Raw genomic sequence first — 25,816 nt, 5'->3', positions numbered from 1 at the left:
TCAATTCGAATAAATAAACGTGTTTTATTTATATCAAACGAAAGAAATGTTTACGTAGTCAAGCCATTTACGGTAGCTTGGTAGAGACTTGCGAGCCATATCCCCGCGATTATACGAATTCATCTTATTTGATTTCTGTGTCTATTGTACCAACTTCAATTTGAAATGACAATATAAAAAACGAACAATAGTCAGATGAAATTCGATTTTGTTCGTAATAAACAGAAAAAACCATCTTCTTGGCAAAATCGTCAAAAAGATGGTTTCCGTTAATTGATTATTATTCCCACTCAATCGTCGCAGGCGGCTTACTTGTAATATCGTACACCACGCGGTTAATGTGCTTCACTTCGTTGACGATACGTGTAGAAATGACTTCAAGCACATCCCACGGGATACGCGCCCAGTCAGATGTCATGCCGTCGATTGATGTAACGGCGCGAATTCCGATTGTGTAATCATATGTTCTTGCGTCACCCATAACACCAACGCTGCGGATGTCAGGAAGAACAGTGAAGTATTGCCAGATATCACGCTCTAACCCGTGATTTGCGACTTCTTCACGCAAAATCGCATCTGATTCACGAACGATTTCCAGTTTTTCTTCTGTTACTTCACCAAGAACGCGGATTCCGAGGCCCGGTCCTGGGAAAGGCTGGCGCCATACGATTTCATCCGGAATGCCGAGCTCTGTGCCAAGCGCGCGCACTTCGTCTTTGAAGAGCGTATTTAACGGCTCGATCAGTTCAAACTGCATGTCTTCAGGAAGCCCGCCGACATTGTGGTGAGATTTGATCGTTTGCGCCGTTGCAGTACCGCTCTCGATGATATCTGTGTAAAGCGTTCCTTGTGCAAGGTAGTCGATGCCTTTGAGCTTGTCCGCTTCATCATCGAACACGTAAATGAATTCATTACCAATGATTTTGCGTTTTTGCTCAGGATCAGAAACACCTTTTAGTTTATTTAAGAATCTGTCTTTAGCGTCTACTTTAATCACATTCATGTTAAAGCCTTCGCTGAATGTTTTCATAACACCCTCAGCCTCGCCTTTACGGAGAAGACCATGGTCTACAAAGATACAAGTCAGCTGGTCGCCGATCGCTTTATGAATCAAAACAGCAACAACAGAGGAATCAACGCCGCCGCTTAGCGCGCAAAGAACCTGTTTGTCCCCGACCGTTTCACGGATTTTTTGCATTTCGATTTCGATAAAGTTTTCCATTGACCATTTGCCTTCACAATCGCAAACGCCGAATACAAAGTTTTTCAGAAGATCATTGCCGTATTCAGAGTGGCGCACTTCCGGGTGGAACTGAACGCCGTACCATTTTTTGTCGGCTTTGCTCATCGCTGAATTCGGGCAGTGATGGCTTGTCGCGTCAACAGTGAAGCCTTCAGGAACTTCTACAACCAAATCGCCATGGCTCATCCAAACCACTTGTTCGTTCGGAAGATCTTTGAACAAATCAGGTGTGCCTTCGATGTGGATGTTTGCTTTTCCGTATTCACGCTGGCTTGCCGCTTCAACTTTACCTCCAAGGTAATGAGTCATCAGCTGCATGCCGTAGCAAATTCCCAAAACAGGAATATCGAGCTCAAAGATTTTCTCGTCACAGCGGAAAGAGTTTTCATCATACACACTGTTTGGACCGCCGGATAAAATAATTCCTTTTGGATTCATTTCTTTAATTTCTTCAGCCGTCAATGTATGGGGATGCAGCTCGCTGTATACACCGAATTCACGGATACGGCGTGTAATCAGCTGGTTATACTGACTGCCGAAATCAAGGACAAGAATCATTTCATTCACTAACTTTGTCATGGTTGTCACCTAATCTCCTCTAAGTTTTTTGACACAGAAAAAAACGAGGACAGATATGAAGCTCGCTCCGCCCTCTTTGGCAAGGCCGTTTTGCCGGAGTCAGGCAACTCGCTCCCAGACTCCGATAATATTCACTAATTCTAACAACACGTTGATAAGTGGTCAAGACCATCTTCTTTTAATTAAATTTTCCCATAACTCTCTGGATTCATTCCAAAGCGCGGCCGAATCTTCATTTCTGTAAAGGGCCCGTTCATAGCATAATGTCAGCTTTGACATGTCTTCTGAGTCGTATTTTCCATCGATTCGTTTTGCATAATCACGAAGCGTTTCACTGTCTCGTTTCGGCATTCCTCTTCTCTTCAGCTGTTTCAGCAGCGCGCCGTACGCCTCAAAAAACACGTACTGATCACTGCGCCGCTTCAATCTTCTCGCAATGAAAACAGGAATCCATAACGAACGGAAAACATACAGCAATACTGCTGCCAACAGGAGGACTACAAGAAGTGCGGGCGCTACATACCATCCTGCACCCGCGTTTGCATGTGAAGCGGACGGCTTTTCAGAACCAGCTGGCTCCCGTTTTTCCTTTTGTGTTTCCTCTTTTTTCGGCTGTTTTTTCTCTTCTTTCTGCTCCTCTTTTGTTTTCTCCGGCGAGCTGCTGCTCTCGCTGCCGGAACCCTTTGTGTCAGAAGAAGTAAACTCAGCCGGATTTGTAAACCCTTTAGTCGGCTCAAATGTGACCCAGCCCTGTTCCGGGAAATACACCTCTACCCAGGAATGGGCGTTGTTATTTGTCACTTCGTAGATGCTGCCGTTTTTGTTTCCTGCATCTTTATATTCGCCGGACGTATACCCCTTTACCCAGCGGGCCGGAATGCCGGCCGAACGCAGGAGCACCACCATAGCGGAAGAAAAGTTGTCACAGTAGCCCATCTTTGTTTCAAACAGAAATTGATCGACGTAATCCTCATCATTCTTAGGGATGGACACGTTTTCGGTTTCATATGTGAACTCATTTGATCCTAAGTATTCCTCAACCGCTTTCACCTTATCAAACATATTATCGTGATCCTGGGTCAGCTTGATCGCAAGGTTTCTCACCCGCTCAGGCAGTGAATCCGGCAGCTGCATATAGCGGTCGCTGAATGTGTATTCCTCACTGTTGTTTCTCACTTTTACCTTTCTCAGCTCATCCAGCTTGTAGACCGGGGAATTGTACGCTACTGTATAGCTCCCCATATTTCTGATCTCACCGGCTTGTTCACTGATCGGGGAAATTTGTTCCGTGTTCCCGTTCATTTCAAGTGAGACAGCCCGCTTTGGCTGAATGGTTTCTGCACCGATCGGATACATCACATGGTTATACCCGTAGTGTTCGTCGACTTTTACACGGACGGTGTTGCGCTCTGTCTTAACCTTATGGTCAAACCACAGATTTTCAACTTTTCCTCCGCTAAGCTGATATGACATGCCTGTGTCTGTTTCAATCCAGCCTTTTCCTGTATACGTATCCTTCGTTTCCACACGGAAATACGTACGCTCTTTTCCCTGCCATGTAAAAACAGGTGTATCATCCTGCTGGAACGGTCCGCCGAGTGATTCATCATGGTTCCCGTATCCGATTTTGCTTTCTCCAGCCGTCACATGATCTTGATTCGTGATTTTTTTGAGAAAAGGTACCGGATCAGGCCAAGCCGGCTCTGATTTCGGAGCTGCAAGTCCGAATCCCACAGCAGCCAAAATCAATACAGATAAAGGAAGAAACCATTTCAGGACAGATGTTTTTGGCAGTGTGATTCTTTCCATCAGCTTGATGCGATCTAAGTATAAAAGGCCCAGCATAAAGAAGCCGATCAGCACGATACGGATGACGGCAAAAGTGGCATCATATGGCGTAAAGGTATCAAGAATCGTAATGTACGCTACTGTCATCATAAAGAAAAACAAAATTCTTCTCTGATAAATCACCCAATAATGAAGGAGATAGACCAGCAGCCACAGCAACACAAAAAACAACAGGGTCCGAAATGAAGGGATCATGTCATTCCATTGCCCTGATTGAATCAACGTGATATTCAAATAGACATCCTGTAAAAAAGAGCTGATCCAGCTCAAATCAAATATAGAACCTTGATAAAACAGAATGTGTATCGAGATCAACGTAAATAAAACGCAAAAAGGAACGGTGACAAACCACCTCATCCGGAAAAAAGTCAGCAGAAACGTCAAGCCGATAAAGACGCTAAAAAAGCCCGTATGTTTCGTATCTGTAAAACTGTCAAGCGGTCTGAGCCACTCCCACAGCAATAAAAACGCCAGAAAATAAAATATCAGCAAGCTCAAACGGCTTCCCTTCTGATCATCGTGCGGCATGTGCACCCGTCACCTCTCTTTCTAAACAACACGCGAAACTCGTCCGTCCCTCATGACCTGAACTCTGATTTGACGTTTCTTCATCCGTTCAATCATGACATTTTCAGCTTGAGAAAGCTCAGCATCTTTCTCTTTTGCCAGTATCACTGTAACCCGTCCGCCCCCGGTTTCTGCGATGTTCAGCAAATCTTCCGTGAACTGCCCCGTGACGATCACTTTGTCAGCCTGGCGAACAGATGGCTTCCCCATCTCCTCCCGTACATATCGGCTTACCGGGTCTGCCGCATCACAATGAGCAACGGCTAAATGCCGTAGCATGTGCTTGAAATGATGCTCCCCCTCCTGAATAGGAAAAATCGTTTTTTCCTTTCCGACTGAGGCCAAGCCTGCCGCCGTGCCATTTTTTAAAACAGAATGAAGAATCGAAGCTGTTACAGAAACGACCTCTTCAAATGCTTCAGAGGAAGAACGATCCATCAGAAGAAACAGGTTTTTGCTTCGAGACGGTTCAAACTCCTTCGTCATCAGCTGGCTCCGCCGTGCAGAAGTCTTCCAGTCTAATGCAGCAAACCGGTCTCCCGGCTGATAATTTCGCACACTTGCTACGACAGCGGAATGGTGCTGATGAACCGGAGAAGAACCGCTTACACCGTCTTCCTGATGCCTCTCATTCACCTGATAAGAAAGACGCTGAAAGGATGGATAAACAAACAGGGTGTCTTCCAGCTCATAAAAAGCTGTTTTTTCAATCAAACCGAGGACATCCCCAGTTCGCACCCTGACAGCATGAAAATGATGCTCCCCACGCGGTACCCGAGCTAATTCATACGACATTGTCATACTCCGTTTAAACCAAGGAAAAACAAGCCGTTTAGCCACTGCTTCGTCTCGGTTCAATGACTCGACTCCTTCTGGAAGGCAATCTTCAATTACCATATACACCAGGGGAAACGGCAGCTTCCTTCTCAGCGTAACCGACACGCCCAGCCTGTCCCCGGCATGCAATTGTGTTTTGGCCATTTGCCGTGAAGCCTGAATAGAGCGGAGCGGATACAACGCCAGCAGCCCGGCATACACGACAAAAGGGAGAAACGCGTAAAACAAAAACCAGCTGACAAAGCCGCCCTGAAACATCGCGTAAGAAAAAACAGCAGCCGTCAATAACGTTAGTCCAATGAGCTTCCACCCATATACGAACCATTGCAATTTCTTCTTCATCAGCGGATCGACGACCTTTGAACCGGCACCTTCGCAGCTGACATGATCTCCCGTACGATCGTTTCTGCCTCGATCCCTTCAAACTTCGCCTCAGGCTGCAGCAGCATCCGGTGCGAAAGCGTAAAAGGAGCTAAATATTGAATATCATCCGGAATGACATAGTCGCGATGATGCAGCAGCGCGTATGCTTGGGCCGCTTTCATAAGAGCAATTGATCCGCGCGGACTCACGCCTAATTGAACAGAGGCATGCTGTCTCGTTTTCTGTACGATTTCAACAATATATTCCTTTATGCTGTCATCAGCACGAACATTTTGCACTTCCCGCTGCAAACGGATGAAGTCTTCTTTTGTAATGACCGGCTCAAGCGTCTCAATCGGATGGCTGTTTTCTTGAAGAGATAACACATCCAGCTCCTCACGAAAGGTCGGATAACCCATGCGAAGTTTGAATAAAAAACGGTCAAGCTGGGCTTCCGGCAAAGGGTAGGTCCCTTCATATTCGACCGGGTTTTGGGTTGCCATCACAAAAAACGGAGCGGCAAGCGTCATCGTATGGCCATCTACCGTTACGCTTCCCTCTTCCATCGCTTCAAGCAAAGCCGACTGTGTCTTCGGAGAGGTCCGGTTGATTTCATCGGCGAGTACGATATTTCCCATAATCGGGCCGGGACGGTATTCAAATTCCATTGTTTTCGCATTATAGATGGATACACCTGTTACATCAGATGGCAGCAAATCCGGAGTGAATTGGATTCTTTTGAAATCGGCGCCGATTGACTTTGCCAGTGCGCGGACCATCATCGTTTTTCCAACTCCGGGTACATCCTCAAGCAGCACATGCCCTTTGGCAAGAATGGCTGCTAAGCTGAGTATGGCGATGTCTCGTTTTCCAACCATTACTCTATTAATATGTTCAACTGCTTTCCCCAGCAAAGGATGCAGGTCTTCTTGGTATGCCATTCTTTTCCTCCTAGTCATCTACAAAATTCTTCATATTGTAACCTAACTTTACCACAAAAAGCGATCTGTATAAAAAAACGATTCTATCAAATTGTTTCCAATAAAACTGGACAAATCACATAAAAAAGCTTCCTGTCACAGGAAGCTCAATTACTTATGTTCTAAAGGCTCCATATGAACATGCGAATAATCAATCGCATGCTCCTCCTTCATTCTCCGCTCAATTTCATTGGCAATATCGTGGCTTTCCGTAATATTTAAATCAGCGGATACTTCAACCACCACATCAACGTAGACCGTACTGCCCAAGTATCTCGCTTTAATGTCTTTTAAACGGCTCACACCGGAAATCTTTTCGATCGTCTGTTTATAAGCTGACATGTCCTTTACGTCGAAGCCATCTGTCAAAGAGTGAGATGATTCTTTAAAAATATCCCATGCCGTTTTGCAAATGAGAAGACCGATCACAAACGCAGTGACCGTATCGATCCAAGCAAGGTGGAATTGCGCAGCCACAATGCCGATAAACGTGCCGATACTGACAAATGCATCTGATTTATTATCAGCAGCCGCGGCAAGGAGCGCTTGGCTCTTTACCTTTTTGGCCAGTCTTCTATTGTACTGATAGACTACAAGCATCAGGGCTGCCCCGCCCGCTGCCGTCCAAGCTGCAATCATATCCGGCGTCTCTTGTTTAGCAGAAAAAATAGATTCTCCGGCGCTGAACAGCACCTGCAGTCCGACAACCATCATAATAAAAGATGCGATAAGTGATGCAATCGTTTCTGCTCGAAAGTGGCCGTATGGATGATCTTCGTCAGGAGGCTTTTGAGAGATGCGCAGGCCGATCAGCACAGCAACAGAAGCAATAATGTCAGTTGTGTTATTTAACCCGTCTGCCGTAAGCGCTTCTGAGTGAAAGAAATAACCGATGATCAGCTTAATCGCGGACAGAACAAGATACGCCGCTATACTGACCAGCGCCCCGGCTTCTCCTTTTTTCAGTTCATCATATCTTTCCATACAAAACCTCCTCTCCGCTCGCGTTTTCCTATTATTATGATACAAAGCTGAACCGCAGTGGGTCTACAGAAACATGATTCACTCGCCACAGGAAAATAGTGATGATAGAACACTTTTTCTCTAATCCAATTTATTTTCTTCTTTGAAAACCACTTCAAATCCAATGACACCAACACATCTCGCGAACTGCCGTATATTAAAAATAATAACAACCTACAAAATGAATAATGACAGAAACATTTTTTCTTTTTTTCAAGTATATCTGCGGAAAACACCGTAAACAAAACCCTACAAATTTGAAATAAACTGTTATATTTTCTTACACGAATTTTCGACAAACTGTATATTTATGATAGAGTTTCAATTATCATAATATTCAGTAATGAATTCATTCTTAAAGGAGGCAACTTATGAACCAAGCTCAATCAGGATTAAAAAAAGAATTAAAGACCCGCCATATGACAATGATTTCAATCGCTGGCGTGATTGGAGCCGGCCTATTTGTAGGCAGCGGTTCAGTGATTCACTCGACCGGTCCCGGTGCCATTGTTTCCTACGCGTTAGCCGGATTATTGGTAATCTTTATCATGAGAATGCTCGGTGAGATGTCTGCCGTAAACCCGACGAGCGGATCGTTTTCTCAATACGCTCACGATGCCATCGGACCGTGGGCAGGATTTACAATCGGCTGGCTGTATTGGTTTTTCTGGGTGATTGTCATTGCAATCGAAGCCATTGCCGGTGCTGGCATTATTCAATACTGGTTCCATGATATTCCGCTATGGCTGACAAGTTTGATCTTGACGATCGTGCTCACCCTGACAAACGTCTACTCCGTTAAGTCTTTTGGTGAGTTCGAATATTGGTTCTCCCTCATTAAAGTTATTACCATCATCGCGTTTCTAATCGTTGGATTTGCCTTTATTTTTGGCTTTGCGCCAGGCAGTGAGCCAGTCGGTTTATCCAATATTACAGGCAAAGGCGGATTTTTCCCCGAAGGCATCAGCTCCGTATTGCTCGGCATTGTCGTTGTCATCTTCTCTTTTATGGGAACAGAAATCGTTGCCATTGCAGCGGGAGAAACATCCAACCCGATCGAATCCGTAACGAAAGCGACCCGATCCGTTGTATGGCGCATCATCGTCTTTTACGTTGGCTCCATCGCCGTTGTTGTGGCGCTTTTGCCTTGGAATTCAGCCAATATTTTAGAAAGCCCTTTCGTCGCTGTACTTGGGCATATTGGAGTGCCGGCAGCCGCGCAGATTATGAACTTTATCGTCCTCACAGCTGTACTCTCTTGCCTGAATTCAGGTTTGTACACCACATCCAGAATGCTGTATTCACTTGCAGAAAGAAACGAAGCGCCGCGCCGTTTTATGAAATTGAGCAAAAAAGGCGTTCCCGTACAAGCCATTGTCGCCGGAACATTTTTCTCTTATATTGCGGTCGTAATGAACTACTTTTCACCGGACAAGGTCTTTTTATTCTTAGTCAATTCATCAGGCGCAATTGCTTTACTCGTCTATCTTGTCATCGCTGTTTCCCAACTGAGAATGCGAAAAAAACTCGAAAAAACAAACCCAGAAGCATTGAAGATCAAGATGTGGCTCTTCCCTTTCCTAACCTACTTGACCATTATCGCCATCTGTGGAATTTTAGTATCTATGGCGTTTATTCATTCCATGAGAGACGAGCTGCTGCTGACAGGCGTTATCACGGGAATCGTTCTGATTTCTTATCTTGTGTTCAGAAAACGCAAGGTCAGCGAGAAAGCGGTAGCCGAGCCTGTCACACAGCAGCAGCCCGACATCCTGCCATAATGCTGATCAACTCCTAAACGGTCTGCCGTTTAGGAGTTTGTTATTTTCTTCTTCGAGCAGGCGGCGGCCCACAGATTTTTTTGTAACCATCACGTCCTTATTGTCATTAACTATAGTACCAATTTGGAAAAATTAGATAAGGACGATGAAAATGACACTTGAAAAATTTGCGGATGCCCTCCCAATCCCAGATACACTAAAGCCGGTGCAGCAAACAAAAGAAAAGACATACTACGAAGTCACCATGGAAGAATGTACTCATCAGCTTCACCGCGATCTCCCTCCAACCCGTTTGTGGGGTTACAACGGCTTATTTCCCGGACCTACCATTGAAGTCAATAGAAATGAAAACGTTTATGTGAAATGGATGAATAACCTTCCTTCCACACATTTTCTTCCGATTGATCACACCATTCATCACAGTGAAAGCCAGCATGAAGAACCAGAAGTAAAAACCGTTGTTCATTTGCACGGAGGCGTCACGCCAGATGATAGTGACGGGTATCCGGAGGCTTGGTTTTCCAAAGGCTTTGAACAAACAGGCCCTTATTTTAAACGAGAGGTTTATCATTATCCGAATCAGCAGCGCGGTGCTATTTTGTGGTATCACGATCACGCCATGGCGCTCACCAGGCTGAATGTCTATGCCGGACTCGTCGGCGCCTATATCATTCACGATCCAAAGGAAAAACGCTTAAAGCTGCCTTCAGGCGAATACGACGTGCCGCTTCTTATTACAGACCGCACGATCAACGAGGACGGTTCTTTGTTTTATCCAAGCGGACCGGAAAACCCTTCACCGTCACTGCCTAACCCCTCAATCGTTCCGGCTTTTTGCGGAGAAACCATACTCGTTAACGGGAAGGTATGGCCATACTTGGAGGTCGAACCTAGGAAATACCGTTTCCGCGTCATCAACGCCTCCAATACAAGAACCTATAACCTGTCTCTTGATAATGGCGGGGAAATTATTCAGATTGGTTCAGACGGAGGGCTCCTGCCGCGCTCTGTTAAACTGAACTCTTTCAGTCTTGCGCCCGCTGAACGTTACGATATCATTATTGACTTCACAACCTATGAAGGACAATCGATTATTTTGGCAAACAGCGCAGGCTGCGGCGGTGATGTCAATCCTGAAACAGATGCGAATATCATGCAATTCAGAGTCACAAAACCATTAGCACAAAAGGACGAAAGCAGAAAGCCGAAGTACCTTGCCTCATACCCTTCCGTGCAGAATGAAAGAATACAGAACATCAGAACACTGAAACTGGCAGGCACCCAGGACGAATACGGCAGACCCGTCCTTCTTCTCAATAACAAACGCTGGCACGATCCTGTCACAGAAGCACCAAAAGCCGGAACAACTGAAATATGGTCCATTATCAACCCGACGCGCGGAACACATCCGATCCACCTGCATCTGGTCTCCTTCCGTGTGTTAGACCGGCGTCCGTTTGATATCGCGCGTTATCAAGAAAGAGGGGAATTGGCCTACACCGGTCCGGCTGTTCCGCCGCCGCCAAGTGAAAAGGGCTGGAAAGACACCATTCAAGCGCATGCAGGTGAAGTCCTGAGAATCGCGGCGACATTCGGGCCGTACAGCGGACGATACGTATGGCACTGCCATATTCTTGAGCATGAAGACTATGACATGATGAGACCGATGGATATAACAGATCCCCATAAATAACCCGACAAACTTGCCTCCCGCAGGCAAGTTTTTTTATACGAAACTTTTGTCCCCATTTTTCGTATAACATAAAAACAGCAAAAAGGAGCTGCTTTTTATGCTGACAAACGACCTAAATGAAAAAACAAAACACTACATTTCCATTTATGCCGAATTAAAATCAAAATTAAAATGGAAAGTTGCACACGATCAGATATTAATGCTCATATCTTCTGCATATATTGTGAATAAAAGAGAGTTTGATTTTCAGCGCTTTTATGATTTGAGCAGCTATATCAAATCAAACATCGGCAGCTTCTCAACACTCAATTCACACCACCGCTTTACTGTTGCTTCCATTCTGGACATTCATTTTCAGCATGAGGCAAAACAAACGTTTCTGACTTTCATCGATGTCTACAATGAAATGGTGAGGCTTGGATATAAGCGGGATATGTTCACGTACCTTTCCGCTCTGATCTTGCTCACCAGCAAATCTGAAACGTCAAACCAAAGAGAACAGATGAACATGGGGCTATCTGTTTATCAGCAGATGAAGAAAAACCATTATTTCCTCACTTCAACTCAGAATGTTCCGCTTGCCGTATTGCTTGGCGAAAACGAAAACGGTTTGCAGGCGCTAAACAAGGCGGAAACATGCTATCAGCTGCTGGCAGCCAGCGGGTTTAAAAAAGGACATTACTTACACCAGGTCAGCCATATTCTGGCCTTGCAAAGTGAAAAAGACCCTGAAACGCTCGTTTCCCATTGCAAACATATATGTCAATCCATCACTGAATCTTCCAAAAGGCCAAAGGATTATCATTATCCGGATCTTGCCCTTCTCACATTTCTGGAAGAGCCAGATATCAAAACCGTTTTGGGCATCACTCACGAATTAAACCAAGAAAAAGCATTTAAATGGAAAAAGGAAATGAATTTCAAAATTGCTGTCAGCCTATATCTCAGTGAGCATATGGAGAAACATCTGCTGATGGAATCAGGACTATATACCGCAATCGAAACGGTCATTCAGGCCCAGCAGGCAGCCGCGACAGCTGCTATCATCAGCTCTACAGCAGCCAGTCATTCTCATGACGGAAACTAAAGAGGAGGGAAAACATGCCATACATCACATTAGGAGATCAGACACGCCTATACTATGAAACGCACGGAAGCGGTACACCGATCCTATTTATACACGGCGTGCTGATGAGCGGACAATTTTTCCACAAACAATTTTCAGCACTTTCTGCCAATTATCAGTGTATTCGTCTCGACCTTAGAGGGCACGGCGAATCCGACAAAGTGCTTCACGGACATACCATTTCCCAATATGCCCGTGACGTAAGGGAATTTCTAAAAGTAATGGAACTCGATCATGCCGTTCTTGCCGGCTGGTCAATGGGCGCTTTCGTCGTATGGGATTATCTCAATCAATTTGGGAATGATAATATACAAGCCGCTGTGATCATCGATCAATCCGCTTCCGACTATCAATGGGAGGGCTGGGAACACGGTCCGTTTGATTTTGACGGTTTAAAAACAGCGATGCACGCCATTCAGACTGAACCGCTGCCATTTTACGAAAGCTTCATCCACAATATGTTCGCAGAACCGCCTGCTAAGACAGAAACAGAATGGATGCTGGCAGAAATCCTCAAACAGCCGGCTGCGATTTCAAGTACGATTTTATTTAACCAAACGGCTGCTGATTACCGCGGCACCCTTCAAAACATCAATGTGCCGACATTGCTGTGCTTCGGGGAAGACCGCAAATTTTTCTCGACAGCTGCTGGGGAGCACTTACGCAGCAATATTCCAAACTCGACGCTCGTCACCTTTTCTAAAAGCAGCCATTGCCCGTTTTTAGAAGAGCCCGACGCTTTTAACAGTACACTCATCTCCTTTTTAGATGGTCTGATTGGAAAACCATAAAGAAAAAGGAATTAGGAGATTGAGGAAAAGTATGAGACAATAAGAAATGTGCAGTAAAATACATGAGGGAAGAAGTGACTTTATGTCTTACTATAACAAACGTAATCAAGAACCGCTGCCTAAAGAAGATGTGAGTACATGGGAATGCACAAAAGAAGACTGCAACGGCTGGACCAGAAAAAACTTTGCCAGCAGTGACTCGCCATCATGCCCTTTGTGCGGAAGCAAAATGATCGACGGCATCCGTTCATTAGTGAATCTCCAAAACAACAGTCAAACGAAAACAAGTTAGCTCCTCCCTATAACAAATGAAGTCTCTGCAAGCAAACAATCCCCGAACGAGACGCAAATTCTATATCCAGAATAAAAGCCTCTCATTGCAAGAGTCCGTATATTAGAAAGAAGCCCAAACTGTAAATGTTTAGGGCTTTTTGTCTATCCGCTTGGTATTATATGGATTTCAAAAAGGGAGTGATAACGTGATCACAAATCAGCAGCAAAAAGACCTGAAAAAAAGAGCTAGGTTCAAAAAGCTGAACCTTGCAATCAACTCCTATGTTGAACTTCTGTTTTTGTCGATGCCTCTGATCCATCTCTTTAAATGGCTCGGATCATTAGCCCTTCACCTCGTCCAGTAATAAAACCACTCAGCCCATGCCGAGTGGTTTTTATTAGTTGATGACAGAAAAGCTGTTGATAATGCCGTTCGGATTTTCCCATACTTTTTTAAACTTCTTATTTTCAAGGTTATAGGAATAAATCGTCCGCACCTTGGCTTCACGCCCTGTTTCATCCTTCAGTTTTTTAGCCCCTTCGGCTTCGGCGAGAAAATAAATGTTCTTCCCATCCTTAGAGAACTGCGGCTGTGCGTCAATTAACAGCTTGAATGATTTTTGATTTGAAATGATGGTTTCATATTTTTTCGTATCCGCATTCAGCATCTGAATAGAAGCGGTTTGCTCCGTGCCTTTTTGTGTATATGATGTGAACAAAATCCGTTTATCATCATCAGAAACAGCAATATCGCTGATAAACTGGTCAAGGCTCTTCAGCTCATCAAATTTGTTTTGACGGCCTGCCGCAAAATGAATCGTAGTCGGTTTAGGATCGATTCCCTTTTCGTTCGCTTCATCTGTTTTCTTGTAATCTTCTTCTACAGAATAATGCAGTAAGGCAAATGAATCTGTTTTTTTGTTATAAAAGAAGCTGCTGACGCTGTCATCCTGATTATTAGCGGCAGGATAAAGGTTTTTGTACTTCTTCGTTTTCAGATCAAAAGCTGCAATCCGGAAATTGCTTTCATCCGCTTTTCCTAAGCGGAAAAAGATGGTTGAACCGTCCTTTGACAAAAACAAACTGTCCGCACTCTCAGCACCTTTATAAAGGATCGTCTTTTTATTAGACTTTAGATCCAGCTTAAAAAGCCTCATTTCATTTTGTTCATTATTGCCCGTATAATAGAGCACCTGCTGCTTTTGATCCAAAGCAAATGCTGGATAGCTGGTCAGCTTCTCCTCATGGATCACCTTATCATTTTCATAATACTTCGTCTGCAGATCGGTATTCGTAATCGAAACAAGCAGCTTATCACCGCTTTCCGTATTTACCGAAACATCAGCAGCGCTCTCATGACCTTTATCCTTTGCAACATAAAACGCAACACCAGCCGCAGCGGCTGCAATCACGACAGTTAACAGTAACATCATTCTTTTTTTCATCTTTTATCTCCACCAATAGAAAAAGCAAGAATGTGACTTCTTGCTTTACAGATTATATATGTAAATTAATAGCTGTAATGTCCCGCTACTTTTCCTTTGCTTAATGGGTATCCAAGCGCTTTAAACGCTTTAGGGCTTACATCCAGAACTGCGTTAGGCATTCTGCCAACATCATTTTTGTAAACCGTAATTACCTTTTTAGGCTTCGCTTTTGCATAAGCTCTGATTTTTGTCCCGTTTTTAGGAACATCAAATCCGATCTTGGTCGCACAATCCCAATGTCCAAGTTTTTTACCTGAAGAGCCTTTTTTTCCGACTCCATTATACCAAGTAATATTTCCGTTCACATGTTTCGCACTGGCATCTGATGAAAAACTGAAAGCTCCCAAAGTACTTCCTACTAAGATAAAAGCGGCTAAAATGACTTTCTTCAACATTTCGTCCCCCTGTTTGTTAACTTCTAGGAAAAATTATACACGATGAACCAGGGATTTTTCATTTCAATAACCTTACAGTAATGTTACAAAGTCAGAAAAGTTACCTTTGCTAAAATAAACCATGGAAGATTATCCTATTATAATTACAGTGTTAGCGTTATAATTGTTGATAGAGTAGTTAACGCATTCAATATGAACGAACCATTACCGTATTGTTCAAACCAAATTCATAGTTGTGTATACAACTCATACTCTCTCATAATAAAGAAAAAAGAGTGTGCGAGACTCTTTTTTCTTCAAAGTTTCTTTTTTCAAAAAAACGTAGATTATATTATATAAAAATTTCATTTCTTTTTTGGTTTTAAAAATGGCGATTTTGTGAACAGTTCATATTGATCAGTGCGGAATTACTCATATCAAAAGATGTAGGAGTGGTAATCCATGAAGGCAGCAAGATGGCATAACCAAAAGGATATCCGTATTGAAAATATTGAAGAGCCAAAAACGGAGCCGGGAAAAGTAAAGATCAAAGTCAAATGGTGCGGCATCTGCGGCAGTGATTTACACGAGTATCTGGGCGGACCGATCTTTATTCCGGTTGACAAACCGCATCCATTAACGAATGAAACAGCACCTGTCACAATGGGCCATGAATTCTCCGGTGAAGTTGTTGAAGTCGGAGAAGGCGTTGAAAATTATAAAGTTGGAGACCGCGTCGTAGTCGAACCGATTTTTGCAACACACGGCCACCAGGGCGCCTACAACCTTGATGAGCAAATGGGATTCCTCGGCTTAGCCGGCGGAGGCGGCGGTTTCTCTGAATACGTCTCTGTCGATGAAGAGCTGTTGTTCAAACTTCCTGATGAATTATCATACGAACAAGGTGCGCTCGTTGAGCCTTCTGCGGTCGCTTTATACGCTGTCCGCTCAAGCAAACTCAAAGCCGGTGACAAAGCAGCTGTATTCGGCTGCGGACCGATCGGACTTCTTGTGATTGAAGCGCTGAAGGCTGCTGGCGCGACTGATATTTACGCTGTAGAGCTTTCGCCTGAACGCCAGCAAAAAGCTGAAGAGCTTGGAGCGATCATCGTTGATCCGTCCAAAACAGACGATGTAGTAGCCGAGATTGCAGAACGTACAGGAGGCGGTGTTGACGTAGCATTCGAAGTCACTGGCGTTCCAGTTGTGTTACGACAAGCCATCCAATCTACTGCAATTGCCGGTGAAACAGTCATCGTCAGCATTTGGGAAAAAGGCGCTGAAATCCACCCGAACGACATCGTAATCAAAGAACGTACAGTCAAAGGAATTATCGGGTACCGCGATATCTTCCCGGCTGTATTGTCATTAATGAAAGAAGGCTATTTCTCAGCTGACAAACTCGTAACGAAAAAAATCGTATTAGACGATTTGATCGAGGAAGGCTTTGGGGCACTTATTAAAGAGAAAAACCAAGTCAAAATCCTTGTCAGACCTAACTAATTTGAAACCGAAAAGAATCCGCGCGCGTATGCGGATTCTTTTTTTATCTTATCCAATCACTTCAGCGCTGGAATCTTTCTTCGCCCCGCCGCGATCATAAGCGCGGAAGTTTTCCTCCAGCTGTTCAAGCGAAAGTCCTTTCGTTTCCGGTAAAAACTTCTTCACAAACAGCACAGAGCAAATTCCTAATACAACGAAGATAAAGAACGTTGTGGACAGCCCAATGGCGGCCAGCAGTATCGGGAAAGTGAAACTGACTGCAAAATTCACCATCCACAGACAGAAAACCGTGACGCCCATTCCCAGACCGCGAAGGCGAAGCGGGAAAATCTCAGAAAGCATTAACCATGTCACTGGTGAAATCGCGCCCTGCTGAAAAGCAAGGAATGTAACCGTTAATGACAGGACCACATATGGAAGTGCCGGTGATCCTTCAAACACTAGTGAAAATATCCCGATCATCAATAATGCCGTTGTCGTACCGACCAAGCCTGTCATCAGCATCGGCCGGCGGCCTACTTTACCAAGAAGCCAGATTCCAACGAACGTTGCCAATACCGAGATCACGCCATTGGCGATATTTCCGATTAAAGCGGCTTCCGTTTGAAAACCAGAATCTCTTAAAATTTCAGTTCCATAATACATAATCGAGTTTACACCTGTAATTTGCTGTACTATTGCAATCCCTAACCCAATGAACACAATGCGGCGAACCCATGGGACCGACAGATCTTTAAACGTCGCTTTTTCAAGCTGATCTTCTTTTTTGAAAGCGAATTCAATTTCTTGCAGCTCAGATGCCGCCCGCTTTTCATCCCTGATTTTTTTCAATACACGCAAAGCATCTTCTTTTCTACCTTTAGAAACGAGCCAGCGAGGACTCTCAGGCATTCTGATCATGCCGAAAAACAGGAATACGGCTGGAAGCGACGCAATGACCAGCATATATCTCCACACATGGGAGTTGTCCCCCATTGTTGTACCAAGGATTGCATTAAAAACAAAGGCCAAAAGCTGTCCTGATACAATCATCAATTCATTCTGCGTCACCATCCGCCCCCTGCTTTCCACAGGGGACATCTCTGCTAAATAAGCAGGAACCGTGACTGATGCACCCCCGACCGCGATTCCGAGCACAAAACGGGAGAGAATCATGATCGTTACATTTGGAGCAAACGTACATCCAATTGTTGAAATAAAAAATATAACAGCGAGGAACAAAATATTTTTGCGGCGGCCATTAAAATCAGACATTCTACCGCCAAACACAGCACCGAGCGCGGCTCCAAAAAGAAGCGAACTGGTGACAAGCCCCTCTGTGAAGGCATTGAGGTTAAGCTGATCTGGCTCTCCCATATACGGCAAAGCTCCATTGAGCACTCCGGTATCATAACCGAAGAGAAGACCGCCGAAAGTCGAGACTAAAATAATAGTACGTAAAAATGACATTTGATTGCCTTGTTTATTCATACTGTTTCCCCCAGTCTTTTTCAAAATCGATTAATACGTATTTCAAAAACTTATTCTAGGGCTGCCTTCCTCACAATTCGTAAGCAGGCTTCAGAAAAAATTCATCATGTTTTTCTCCAATGGCCTCATAACCTTCCCTTCTTCTTAGCATGTCAGTTCACTTGGAAGCGATTTCATTTTTCACTGAAAGAACAGTGGGTATTTCTTTGTGCACACACTTGATGTTTTGTTACTTTATAGTCACTTCATAGTTCTATCATAGTAATATTATAGTGACATTTTAGTTATATCTGATATTATCATAATTATTAAAACGCTTTCAGTCAATATAAATTTCTGAAAATTTTTTACTCAATAAAAGGAAAATCACCAAATCAAGGGGAAAATGAACTTTTTTCTTTATAATATTGTGTAAAACAAGTCAAAATCTCTGTGAGTTTCTGTTCATCTGCTAATATAATTAAAATGAGTAAGTGTTGGGTAACTTCTCCTGATTTTCTTCTCTAGCAATGATCTCTTATCAAACATTCAATCAATTGTTTCAGACTCAAGATAAAAGGTAATAAAAGAAAATAAAATGGCTGGCTCAGGGGAGGCAACAAAGTTGAATGAGGTTTATGTCATTGCAGGTCTTATTTTGTTGACAGCGGGGATGATTGATTTTTTATGGACCACATTATGGTTAGAGAGCGGTGCAGGCCCCATCACAAGATGTCTGTCTGCATGGCTATGGAAAGGCTGCCGCAAAATCAGCGGAGACCACGCAAAGGTTCTAAGTATGGCAGGCCCTCTGCTGTTATGCCTGACGCTAGTGATATGGATCATTTTATTTTGGGGCGGGTGGTTTTTGATTTTCTCAAGTGACCCCCATTCACTCGTGGAAACTCAATCTAAAGAACCGGCATCCTGGTCAGATCGAATTTATTTTTCCGGTTATGTCATGTTTACATTAGGAAATGGCGACCTCGCACCGAACGGAGACCTATGGAAGCTTGTCACGGTTATTGAAACGGCTCAAGGCCTGCTTACCATCACATTCTCTGTCACATATTTGATTTCCGTCTTGAGTGCTGTTAATCAAAAGCGCTCATTTGCCCAAAGTGTATTGAATCTGGGGCGTGATGGAACAGAAATTGTCCAGAATGCATGGAACGGCAAAGATTTTCACGAGATTGATTTTCTTCTTATCGCTATCTCATCAGAGCTGGGAAAGCTGACCGCTCAGCATAACGCCTTCCCTATCCTTCATTTTTACCATAGCACGCAGCGCCATGAATCATCCATTATAGCTGTCACTGTATTGGATGAGGCATTAACCATTTTGAAATACGGCATTCCTGAACAATATCAGCCGAATCAGCTTCACATCAAAGAAACGCGCTCAAGTATCAAAAACTACTTGGATACCGTTCATACTGCCTATATCCATCCAGCTGAACAAGCGCCGCCGGAACCAGACATCTCAAAACTTCAACAATCAGGCATACCGGCTTTATCCAAGCAAACATTTCAAACTGCCGTCAATTCTTTAAAGGAACGACGTCAATTGCTGCTGGGAATTGTCCAAGCGGGTGCCAGAAAATGGCCTGTTCAGGAACAGACAATAGACAACGCGTAAAAAAGTCCCGAGTGTCTGATCACTCCGGACTTTTCACTGCATGATGTTTATACAAGCTTCTGGCCGCAATTCGGGCAAAAATTGGCTTCACCGGTTTTTGTTCCGCAGTTCGGACAGAAATTCGGTTTGCTTCCGTTGCCAGATGACTGTGAACCTGATGGCTGTACCTGCTGATTTTGATTCATTTGATTCATCATCTGATTGGCCATATTCATTCCCATCATCATTCCAGCCATATCAGAAGCCGCTCCGCCTCCGTTCATCTTTCCGGATGCCATTCCATCCGTCATTGATATTTGCTGGTATTTGTTTACATCCCCAACCATACCGTAGGAAGCGTTCTTCGTAATCATATCTTGAACTTCTTGAGGGTAGTTAAAGCTCATGATTTGAAAACCGGTAATCGTCATTCCGTCGCTGATTAATTGCATATCTAAGTCGTCTTGAATCCCCTTCGCAATGTCAAATGCGTTGGCTTGGAGATTAAACATATCTTTCCCTTCTCTTGTGATCCACTTCATAAGAAGCTGATCCAGAATAGAAGTGATCCGGATTTTAATATCCTCTACAAAGTATTGATCCTTCACGCCAGCGATTTTATCAATCAGGCTGATATAGTCCTGCACCTTGAAATGAAATGTGCCGTTTGCGCGAATTGGCATCCCGCCAGGCATTCCCGCTGCCGGAATATTGATCGCCTGCTTTGTTCCCCATCTTACGGTAAATTCCTTCGTATTGACAAACAGCACCTCGGCGCGCATGCCGCTGTTAAACCCAAACTTAAAGCCCTTCAACGTTGAAAGGAATGGAATAATTTCTGATTCAATATCATAATCGCCATCATCTTGAAAAATCCCTTCAACTCGCCCATTGTTCAAGAAGACAGCATCCTGTCCGGGACGAATGATTAAACGACTTCCTTTTTTGATTTCACGATTGTTCCATTTATAAAAAATCATATCATCTCTAAATTCTTCCCACTCTACTACATTTGCTAATTGGTTTCTGAAAAACGACATCATAACTCTTCCTTTCTCTACTTTTTTCCACTAGAAACTGCCGCGGCTTCCACTGTATGACGTGCCGCCTTTCGTAACACCGCCATCGCCGCCGCTGTCTTTATCATTTGATGGTTTTCTTTCTCTAGTTACAGTCGTTCTGATATAAGTGTCGTATTGATCAATCACATCAGACGTACGATGATCCATATATGTATTCCCATTAACCGTTACTTTGCCGCCCGCATGATAAAGCATGATTGAAACCGCGATTCCCCCGACTGCGATGGCAGCTACCAGCTGAAACCACCATTTAAAGAACACGCTGTCGGGATTGACTCCCGGTTTTATGCCCATATCTTTATAAGAAAGCTGAATATAGGTCTTAAAAGCTTTGAAATAATCTTCATTTGATAAATCAGATGAAATCGTATTTCTGATGCTGTTTAGCCTGCTGTTGTCCAAATACTGTTCAGCTTTTTTGAAGCCTGCGATAAACACTTCTCTGTTTGTCATATCAATGGTCAGAATGGCTGTACTGCCTTTTCCGTAACGATCATAAAAATCGCCGGTATAGTCTGCAATATCTTCACCGTTTGTGCTTTTTGTCGTAACTATAATGAAATCAGTCTCCCTCTTGGCACCCCGCTCTGCCGAGAGAGATTCAAGTTTTTCGATTTCTGCTTTTGATAATAGATGGGCATGGTCATATACATGCTGCTGTGATTCAGAAGCTCTTGCCGCTTCGACTCCCAGTACCGGCATTACCATGAAGACAGCCAGAATAACAAGCATCGCTTTCCCAAAAAATCCGCGCATCAAAATCCGCCTCCCATCATCAATGAGACGAGCTTCAATGCAAGAAATGTGCCGCCTGCTATACCGCTGAACCATGCCGCCACTTTTCCTGAACTGATCGGCGGCTTCCCGACAACCTTTCCTGTTTGCCCGTTCATCGCAAAGATATGCTCTGCTCTTTCATAATCGTAACTGACCATCCAAACGGGAAGCAAAACATAAAAGCTGTTCACGTTTTTCGTGTGAATATGTTTGTCCCTCACATTGACTGACGTATATCCGGAAAAAGTAGAATGTATGTATGAATCTATATAACTGCTGATTTTCTCTTTTGCCCTCGGAAAAAGCTCCTCATCGGTATAATTGTACTTTTCCGCAATATAACCGGCCAAATATGCCGTTTGAAAGTCTTTCAGCTCTTCGTATGAATAAGGCTCCAATTTGTCCATTAATTCGTCTTTCATTTTTTCAGAGGCATCGACAGGGATTTTCAAATAATCGAGATTGATATCACGAAATGCTTCAAAGTGCTCTGTTTCTGTACAAATATAATCCCCTTCTTCATACTGATGGACTCTGGTACAGTTCGCTCTCACCTGTACTTCACTATTTAAATCAAACATCCAAAACGGGATATACATTCCGGTGATGCTTTTAATACGATCAGCCGACATGAATCCTCTTGGTGTCAGAAGGCCTTTTTTGCACCACTTTCGAAATGCCTGTTCCGCTTCTTGTTTACTGATTGTAAATGGAATGACCTTCGCCGGTGCCAAATGTCCTGATAAACGATCGGCAAGTATAGCCGCACCTCCGCAAAAGCTGCAAGTCGTCGCTGTCGTTTCAGCTTCCGTGATCAAAACGGCGCCACAGTTTTCACATTGATATTCTTTTGCCTCATCTTCGGAAAACCGCGCCGCAATGTTTTCTTTCGGAAGGCTTTCAATATTGTCCTGTCTTCCGCAGCTGCCGCAGGATAACGAGCCGGATTCACTGTCAAATGCCATATCACTGCCGCAGTTCGGACACTTATAAGATATTATCATTACCGTTCCCTCTCACATCTTATGATAAAAATGGTGCCGCAGCCGAAAGCTGCGGCCTCCTATGTATTATTTATCCAGCATCATTTTCGCTTTTAACGCAGCAAGTTCATCATCAACCTGACTTGAACCCGCAGTATCATATTTAGCAGTCAGATCAGCAATATCATCCTGCGGAGCGCTGTTCAATTCAGCCATCGCATTTGCCTGATCAAGCGCCTTATTTACTTTGTCCTCCATTCGGCCGAATGCAGACATTGATTGGCTTGTACTCGATACAGAAGCGCCCAGCTTGTTCATTCTTTCTTGCGTTTTCGCTACTGCCCACTTCGCCTTGATCATATTTTTGCGTGCTTCCAGCTCTCCAATGTCAGAAACCAGTTTGTCATGCATCTTTCTCATTTGTGCGGCATTGGTTACAGCAATTTGATTCGCCGTCTGCAGTTCAGAAAGCTTTGATTCCAAAGAAGTTTTTCTTTCAAGGAATTGTCTCGCATCGCCCTCATTCCCCGCTTGCAGTGCTTTCATTGCATAGCTTTCCATCTTTTCCATATCTGCCTGACACTCGCGTAATGCTCTTTTGGCCCTCTGCTCCTCAGCCATAACAGCTGCTGTTTCTGCCTTAACCTTAGCCAAGTCGCTATTCATGTTTCTTAAATACTGATCTACCATTTTCTCTGGATTTTCAGCCTTATCCAATAAAGCATTAATATTCGCGGACATAATATCTTTGAATCTTCCAATTATACTCATCATATCGTTCCTCCTAGAAGCTATTTCGTTAACCCCCTTATTACATATACTATTTATTATCGTTAAAAGTTTCATTTTTTAATAAAAAATGACATTTAAACAGAAAAATACATAACTTTTTACCCGCAAAATAAAAAATAATATAAAAAGGATGCCTCCCAAAAGTCCAAAGACTTTCAAGAAACATCCTCGATGTTTACAAAGAAACTTCAATCTCTTTTATGCTGGGCAGTGCATCAATCGCTCCAATTTTAGTGCACACAAGAGCTCCCACCTTATTGGCAAATGACACAATCTCACGCAGCTTCGCAAAATCAGCATCTACAGATTGAATGTGACCCGTGTTTGCCAATTGATATAAAGCCGCGCCGACGAAAGCATCTCCAGCTCCTGTTGAGTCAATTGATGTAACCGGAATGCTTGGAATGATTTCACGGTCTTTTCCATTGGAAAGAAGCGTTCCGCTTTTCCCAAGTGTCACAGCGACAATTTTTGCTCCGGTCTCATGAAGGATCGCAACGCCCTTTTCATGATTCTTCACACCGCTGATAATCTCAAGCTCCTCGTCACTGACTTTCACAAAATCGCTTACAGCAATTGCTCTTTTTGCGACACTTACAAACTCTGAGACCCTTCCCTTCCATAAATCTTCACGATAGTTAGGGTCAAATGAAATAAACTGTCCATTGTCTTTTGCAATCGACATGAGCCGTAAATAGGCTGAGCAAAACGGATCTGATAACAGGGCCGTTGCAGAGCCGAAATGAAGGATTTTCGCTTCGTTAAGTTTTTCCTGATCAATATCCTCCAGCGTAAACAACGCATCCGCGCCTCTATTAAAAACAAAATCGCGCTCCCCATTTTGCTTTAATGAAACAAAAGCAAGCGTTGTAGGCGCTTTCTCATCCATGACCAGCATAGAAGTATCGACGTGTACAGCGTCTAGAGTTTGCTTCAGAAAATACCCAAACGGATCCTTGCCTACTTTTCCGCTGAAAGCAGCATGTCCGCCCAGCTTCGCAATGGCGGCTGATACATTCGCCGGTGCACCGCCGGCACTTTTTAAGAAATTGCGTCCTTCCATTAAATCAACATCCACATCGGTACAAAAGAAATCGATCAACAATTCTCCAATACAAACTACAGAATGACTACGCATATTATCACACTCATTTATAAAGTCTAGATTACAGTCTCAGTATATAACTTTCTGCTATAAATACAACCGTTTATATCGAATATTAAAAATTTTACATATATTTATCTCGCAGACCTCTGCTCCAGCTCAGAGTTGATGTACTTATATCTTTTTTCAGTTAAAGGATAGAAGGCGATGAGAATAATAGAAATCAAAATGAATAATCCTGGGATTAAGGCATTCATATTTCTAATCGCATTCAATGACGTAACTGTCTGATCTGCATTCGCGACATACCCGGCTATTCCTAGATAAATGGCTGAAAATGACCCGGCTAACGCAACACCCAGCTTATTAATAAAGCTCATACTGGAAATGACCACACCATCAGCGCGAACTCCTGTTTTCCATTCTGCAAAATCGACACAATCAGCAACCATTCCCCAAGCAAGCGTATTTAAAGGCGTTGTGAAAAATCCTGAAGCGAAAAGCCAAATGAATATGAGTGTAATCGAAGAATACGGTGTAAAATGCAGGCCGGCATAAGAAATAAGCGATAGAGCTGCCGTGATGATCATGACTTGTTTTCTGCCCCACTTCTCAGAAAAGAAAGGAATAAACAGATTGCTGATCAGAGCTGCCCCGAAAAATAAAACGGTTCCCATAAACACGAATTCTTTATGGTTTACGTTATACGTAAAATAGTACACCATCGTGCTGAGCTTAATATTAAATCCGATCGCAAAAGCCAAAAATGATGAAATTAACACAAGCAAGGGTTTGTTTCGAAACAAAACGGATAACGTCTTTTTGATCCCTTGTTTTTTTCTCTTTTTAGGCTGAATCCGCTCCCGCACAGTAAAGAAACTAAATAGATTCAAAGCAATGCTGACCGCCGCATAAATGAGCGCTGTCATCTGAAATCCAAACGCCTGATTCTCTCCTCCGATAGCAGTTGCAAGCGGTGTCGCACAGGAAATGGATAATAGAATTCCGATATACACCAAAATCATCCGGGTTGTGGTCAGAACCGTTCGTTCCTCCACAGAATTCGTCATCCGCCCCGTTAAGCTGTTCACCGGGATCGTTTGCATACTAAAGGACATCCCAAGCAGAATATAGGTGATGTACGCATATATCATATTCCCCGTCTCACCGAAATGAGGCGTCGTGAAACATAAGAACGTAAATAACGCAAAAGGAAATGCCACCCACAAGAGATATGGCCTTGCCTTTCCCCATCGTGTGTTCGTTTTGTCTAAAATCAATCCCATAATCGGGTCAAAAATTGCATCCAGCACCCGCACAACAAGAAACAAAGTTGCGATCACCGCAGGCTGAATGCCGCCGACATCTGTATAGAAGAATAATAGGTATGCGTTTACAAACTGAAAGATAATATTATACGACATATCACCGAAACCATATCCGATTCGTTCAAACCAGGACAGACCGTGATGCTTCGCCTGCATTGCCGTTACTTTTTCTGTTTCAATCATCATTTTCCACCCCAAGAATCCGTTTTCATTT

At 43.6% G+C, this 25,816-nt stretch carries 22 protein-coding genes and 1 riboswitch; of the genes, 8 read left to right on the top strand and 14 right to left on the bottom strand.

The window, feature by feature from the left end; genetic code table 11:
- Window positions 1–35: 35 nt before the first annotated feature.
- A riboswitch (purine riboswitch) is annotated at window positions 36–137 on the bottom strand.
- A 143-nt stretch (window positions 138–280) separates the two neighbouring features.
- The 5 genes from guaA to mneS form a co-directional block, all read right to left on the bottom strand.
- Window positions 281–1,822 (bottom strand): glutamine-hydrolyzing GMP synthase, encoded by a 1,542-nt coding sequence (guaA, locus tag M0696_RS03570; protein ID WP_003219388.1) that lies wholly within the window; start codon window positions 1,820–1,822, stop codon window positions 281–283.
- Between the two features lie 162 nt (window positions 1,823–1,984).
- Entirely contained in the window at window positions 1,985–4,198 is a 2,214-nt protein-coding gene (locus M0696_RS03565; protein ID WP_248602506.1) for a DUF4129 domain-containing transglutaminase family protein, read from the bottom strand.
- Window positions 4,199–4,219: 21 nt separating this feature from the next.
- Window positions 4,220–5,416 carry a DUF58 domain-containing protein gene (locus M0696_RS03560; protein ID WP_222143709.1) on the bottom strand — a complete coding sequence of 399 codons (1,197 nt, stop codon included), beginning with the start codon at window positions 5,414–5,416 and terminating at the stop codon, window positions 4,220–4,222.
- Window positions 5,416–6,378, bottom strand: coding sequence for an AAA family ATPase (locus tag M0696_RS03555; protein ID WP_166854043.1), 963 nt, complete (start codon window positions 6,376–6,378; stop codon window positions 5,416–5,418). The genes M0696_RS03560 and M0696_RS03555 overlap by 1 nt, the downstream gene beginning before the upstream one ends.
- 150 nt (window positions 6,379–6,528) lie before the next feature.
- Window positions 6,529–7,401: a manganese transporter MneS gene (gene mneS / locus M0696_RS03550; protein WP_222143708.1), complete on the bottom strand. Its 873-nt coding sequence runs from the start codon at window positions 7,399–7,401 to the stop codon at window positions 6,529–6,531.
- Between the two features lie 410 nt (window positions 7,402–7,811).
- Between mneS and gabP the strand changes: the two genes are divergently transcribed.
- From gabP to M0696_RS03520, 6 genes are all read left to right on the top strand, one after another.
- Entirely contained in the window at window positions 7,812–9,221 is a 1,410-nt protein-coding gene (gene gabP, locus M0696_RS03545; protein WP_222143707.1) for a GABA permease, read from the top strand.
- Between the two features lie 151 nt (window positions 9,222–9,372).
- Window positions 9,373–10,914, top strand: a complete 1,542-nt coding sequence (gene cotA, locus M0696_RS03540) for an outer spore coat copper-dependent laccase CotA (protein ID WP_222143706.1) — start codon at window positions 9,373–9,375, stop codon at window positions 10,912–10,914.
- A 97-nt stretch (window positions 10,915–11,011) separates the two neighbouring features.
- Window positions 11,012–12,001 (top strand): DUF4003 family protein, encoded by a 990-nt coding sequence (locus M0696_RS03535; protein WP_248602505.1) that lies wholly within the window; start codon window positions 11,012–11,014, stop codon window positions 11,999–12,001.
- Window positions 12,002–12,015: 14 nt separating this feature from the next.
- Window positions 12,016–12,831, top strand: a complete 816-nt coding sequence (locus M0696_RS03530) for an alpha/beta fold hydrolase (protein ID WP_222143704.1) — start codon at window positions 12,016–12,018, stop codon at window positions 12,829–12,831.
- Window positions 12,832–12,913: 82 nt separating this feature from the next.
- Entirely contained in the window at window positions 12,914–13,123 is a 210-nt protein-coding gene (locus tag M0696_RS03525) for a cold-shock protein (protein WP_003219370.1), read from the top strand.
- A 187-nt stretch (window positions 13,124–13,310) separates the two neighbouring features.
- Window positions 13,311–13,469: a hypothetical protein gene (locus M0696_RS03520; protein WP_222143703.1), complete on the top strand. Its 159-nt coding sequence runs from the start codon at window positions 13,311–13,313 to the stop codon at window positions 13,467–13,469.
- A gap of 33 nt (window positions 13,470–13,502) precedes the next feature.
- Here M0696_RS03520 and M0696_RS03515 read toward each other — a convergent pair whose 3' ends face one another.
- Together M0696_RS03515 and walM are read right to left on the bottom strand one after the other, a co-directional pair.
- Window positions 13,503–14,549, bottom strand: a complete 1,047-nt coding sequence (locus M0696_RS03515) for a PD40 domain-containing protein (protein WP_166854050.1) — start codon at window positions 14,547–14,549, stop codon at window positions 13,503–13,505.
- A 65-nt stretch (window positions 14,550–14,614) separates the two neighbouring features.
- The gene (gene walM / locus M0696_RS03510) at window positions 14,615–14,986 is read right to left on the bottom strand and encodes a cell wall metabolism protein WalM (RefSeq protein ID WP_014112896.1); all 372 of its coding nucleotides are present in this window, start codon (window positions 14,984–14,986) and stop codon (window positions 14,615–14,617) included.
- A gap of 441 nt (window positions 14,987–15,427) precedes the next feature.
- On the opposite strand from walM, the gene bdhA reads away from it, so the two are divergent.
- Window positions 15,428–16,468 (top strand): (R,R)-butanediol dehydrogenase, encoded by a 1,041-nt coding sequence (gene bdhA, locus M0696_RS03505; protein ID WP_166854051.1) that lies wholly within the window; start codon window positions 15,428–15,430, stop codon window positions 16,466–16,468.
- Window positions 16,469–16,516: 48 nt separating this feature from the next.
- Here the strand turns inward: bdhA and iolT are convergent, their stop codons facing one another.
- On the bottom strand, window positions 16,517–17,938 hold the full coding sequence (gene iolT / locus M0696_RS03500; RefSeq protein ID WP_222143700.1) for a myo-inositol transporter IolT: 1,422 nt from the start codon (window positions 17,936–17,938) through the stop codon (window positions 16,517–16,519).
- A 604-nt stretch (window positions 17,939–18,542) separates the two neighbouring features.
- Between iolT and M0696_RS03495 the strand changes: the two genes are divergently transcribed.
- Window positions 18,543–19,556, top strand: a complete 1,014-nt coding sequence (locus M0696_RS03495; protein WP_248602504.1) for a potassium channel family protein — start codon at window positions 18,543–18,545, stop codon at window positions 19,554–19,556.
- Window positions 19,557–19,603: 47 nt separating this feature from the next.
- On the opposite strand, the gene M0696_RS03490 is transcribed toward M0696_RS03495, so the two are convergent.
- The 6 genes from M0696_RS03490 to M0696_RS03465 all read right to left on the bottom strand — a co-directional run bounded on the left by M0696_RS03490 (window position 19,604) and on the right by M0696_RS03465 (window position 25,785).
- The gene (locus M0696_RS03490) at window positions 19,604–20,575 is read right to left on the bottom strand and encodes an SPFH domain-containing protein (protein ID WP_072565859.1); all 972 of its coding nucleotides are present in this window, start codon (window positions 20,573–20,575) and stop codon (window positions 19,604–19,606) included.
- 30 nt (window positions 20,576–20,605) lie between these two features.
- Window positions 20,606–21,373 carry a TPM domain-containing protein gene (locus M0696_RS03485; protein ID WP_248602503.1) on the bottom strand — a complete coding sequence of 256 codons (768 nt, stop codon included), beginning with the start codon at window positions 21,371–21,373 and terminating at the stop codon, window positions 20,606–20,608.
- The gene (locus M0696_RS03480; protein ID WP_166854055.1) at window positions 21,373–22,398 is read right to left on the bottom strand and encodes a TFIIB-type zinc ribbon-containing protein; all 1,026 of its coding nucleotides are present in this window, start codon (window positions 22,396–22,398) and stop codon (window positions 21,373–21,375) included. The genes M0696_RS03485 and M0696_RS03480 overlap by 1 nt, the downstream gene beginning before the upstream one ends.
- A 66-nt stretch (window positions 22,399–22,464) precedes the next feature.
- Window positions 22,465–23,148 carry a PspA/IM30 family protein gene (locus M0696_RS03475; protein ID WP_166854720.1) on the bottom strand — a complete coding sequence of 228 codons (684 nt, stop codon included), beginning with the start codon at window positions 23,146–23,148 and terminating at the stop codon, window positions 22,465–22,467.
- 196 nt (window positions 23,149–23,344) lie between these two features.
- Window positions 23,345–24,307: a carbohydrate kinase family protein gene (locus M0696_RS03470; RefSeq protein ID WP_248602502.1), complete on the bottom strand. Its 963-nt coding sequence runs from the start codon at window positions 24,305–24,307 to the stop codon at window positions 23,345–23,347.
- A 101-nt stretch (window positions 24,308–24,408) separates the two neighbouring features.
- Window positions 24,409–25,785 carry an MFS transporter gene (locus M0696_RS03465; RefSeq protein WP_248602752.1) on the bottom strand — a complete coding sequence of 459 codons (1,377 nt, stop codon included), beginning with the start codon at window positions 25,783–25,785 and terminating at the stop codon, window positions 24,409–24,411.
- Window positions 25,786–25,816 lie beyond the last annotated feature (31 nt).

The organism is Bacillus rugosus, assembly GCF_023238245.1.
GTDB classification, from domain to species: Bacteria; Bacillota; Bacilli; order Bacillales; family Bacillaceae; genus Bacillus; species Bacillus rugosus.
The sequence above is the reverse complement of the archived record's forward strand: the minus strand, read 5'-3'. Positions and strand labels throughout refer to the sequence as shown.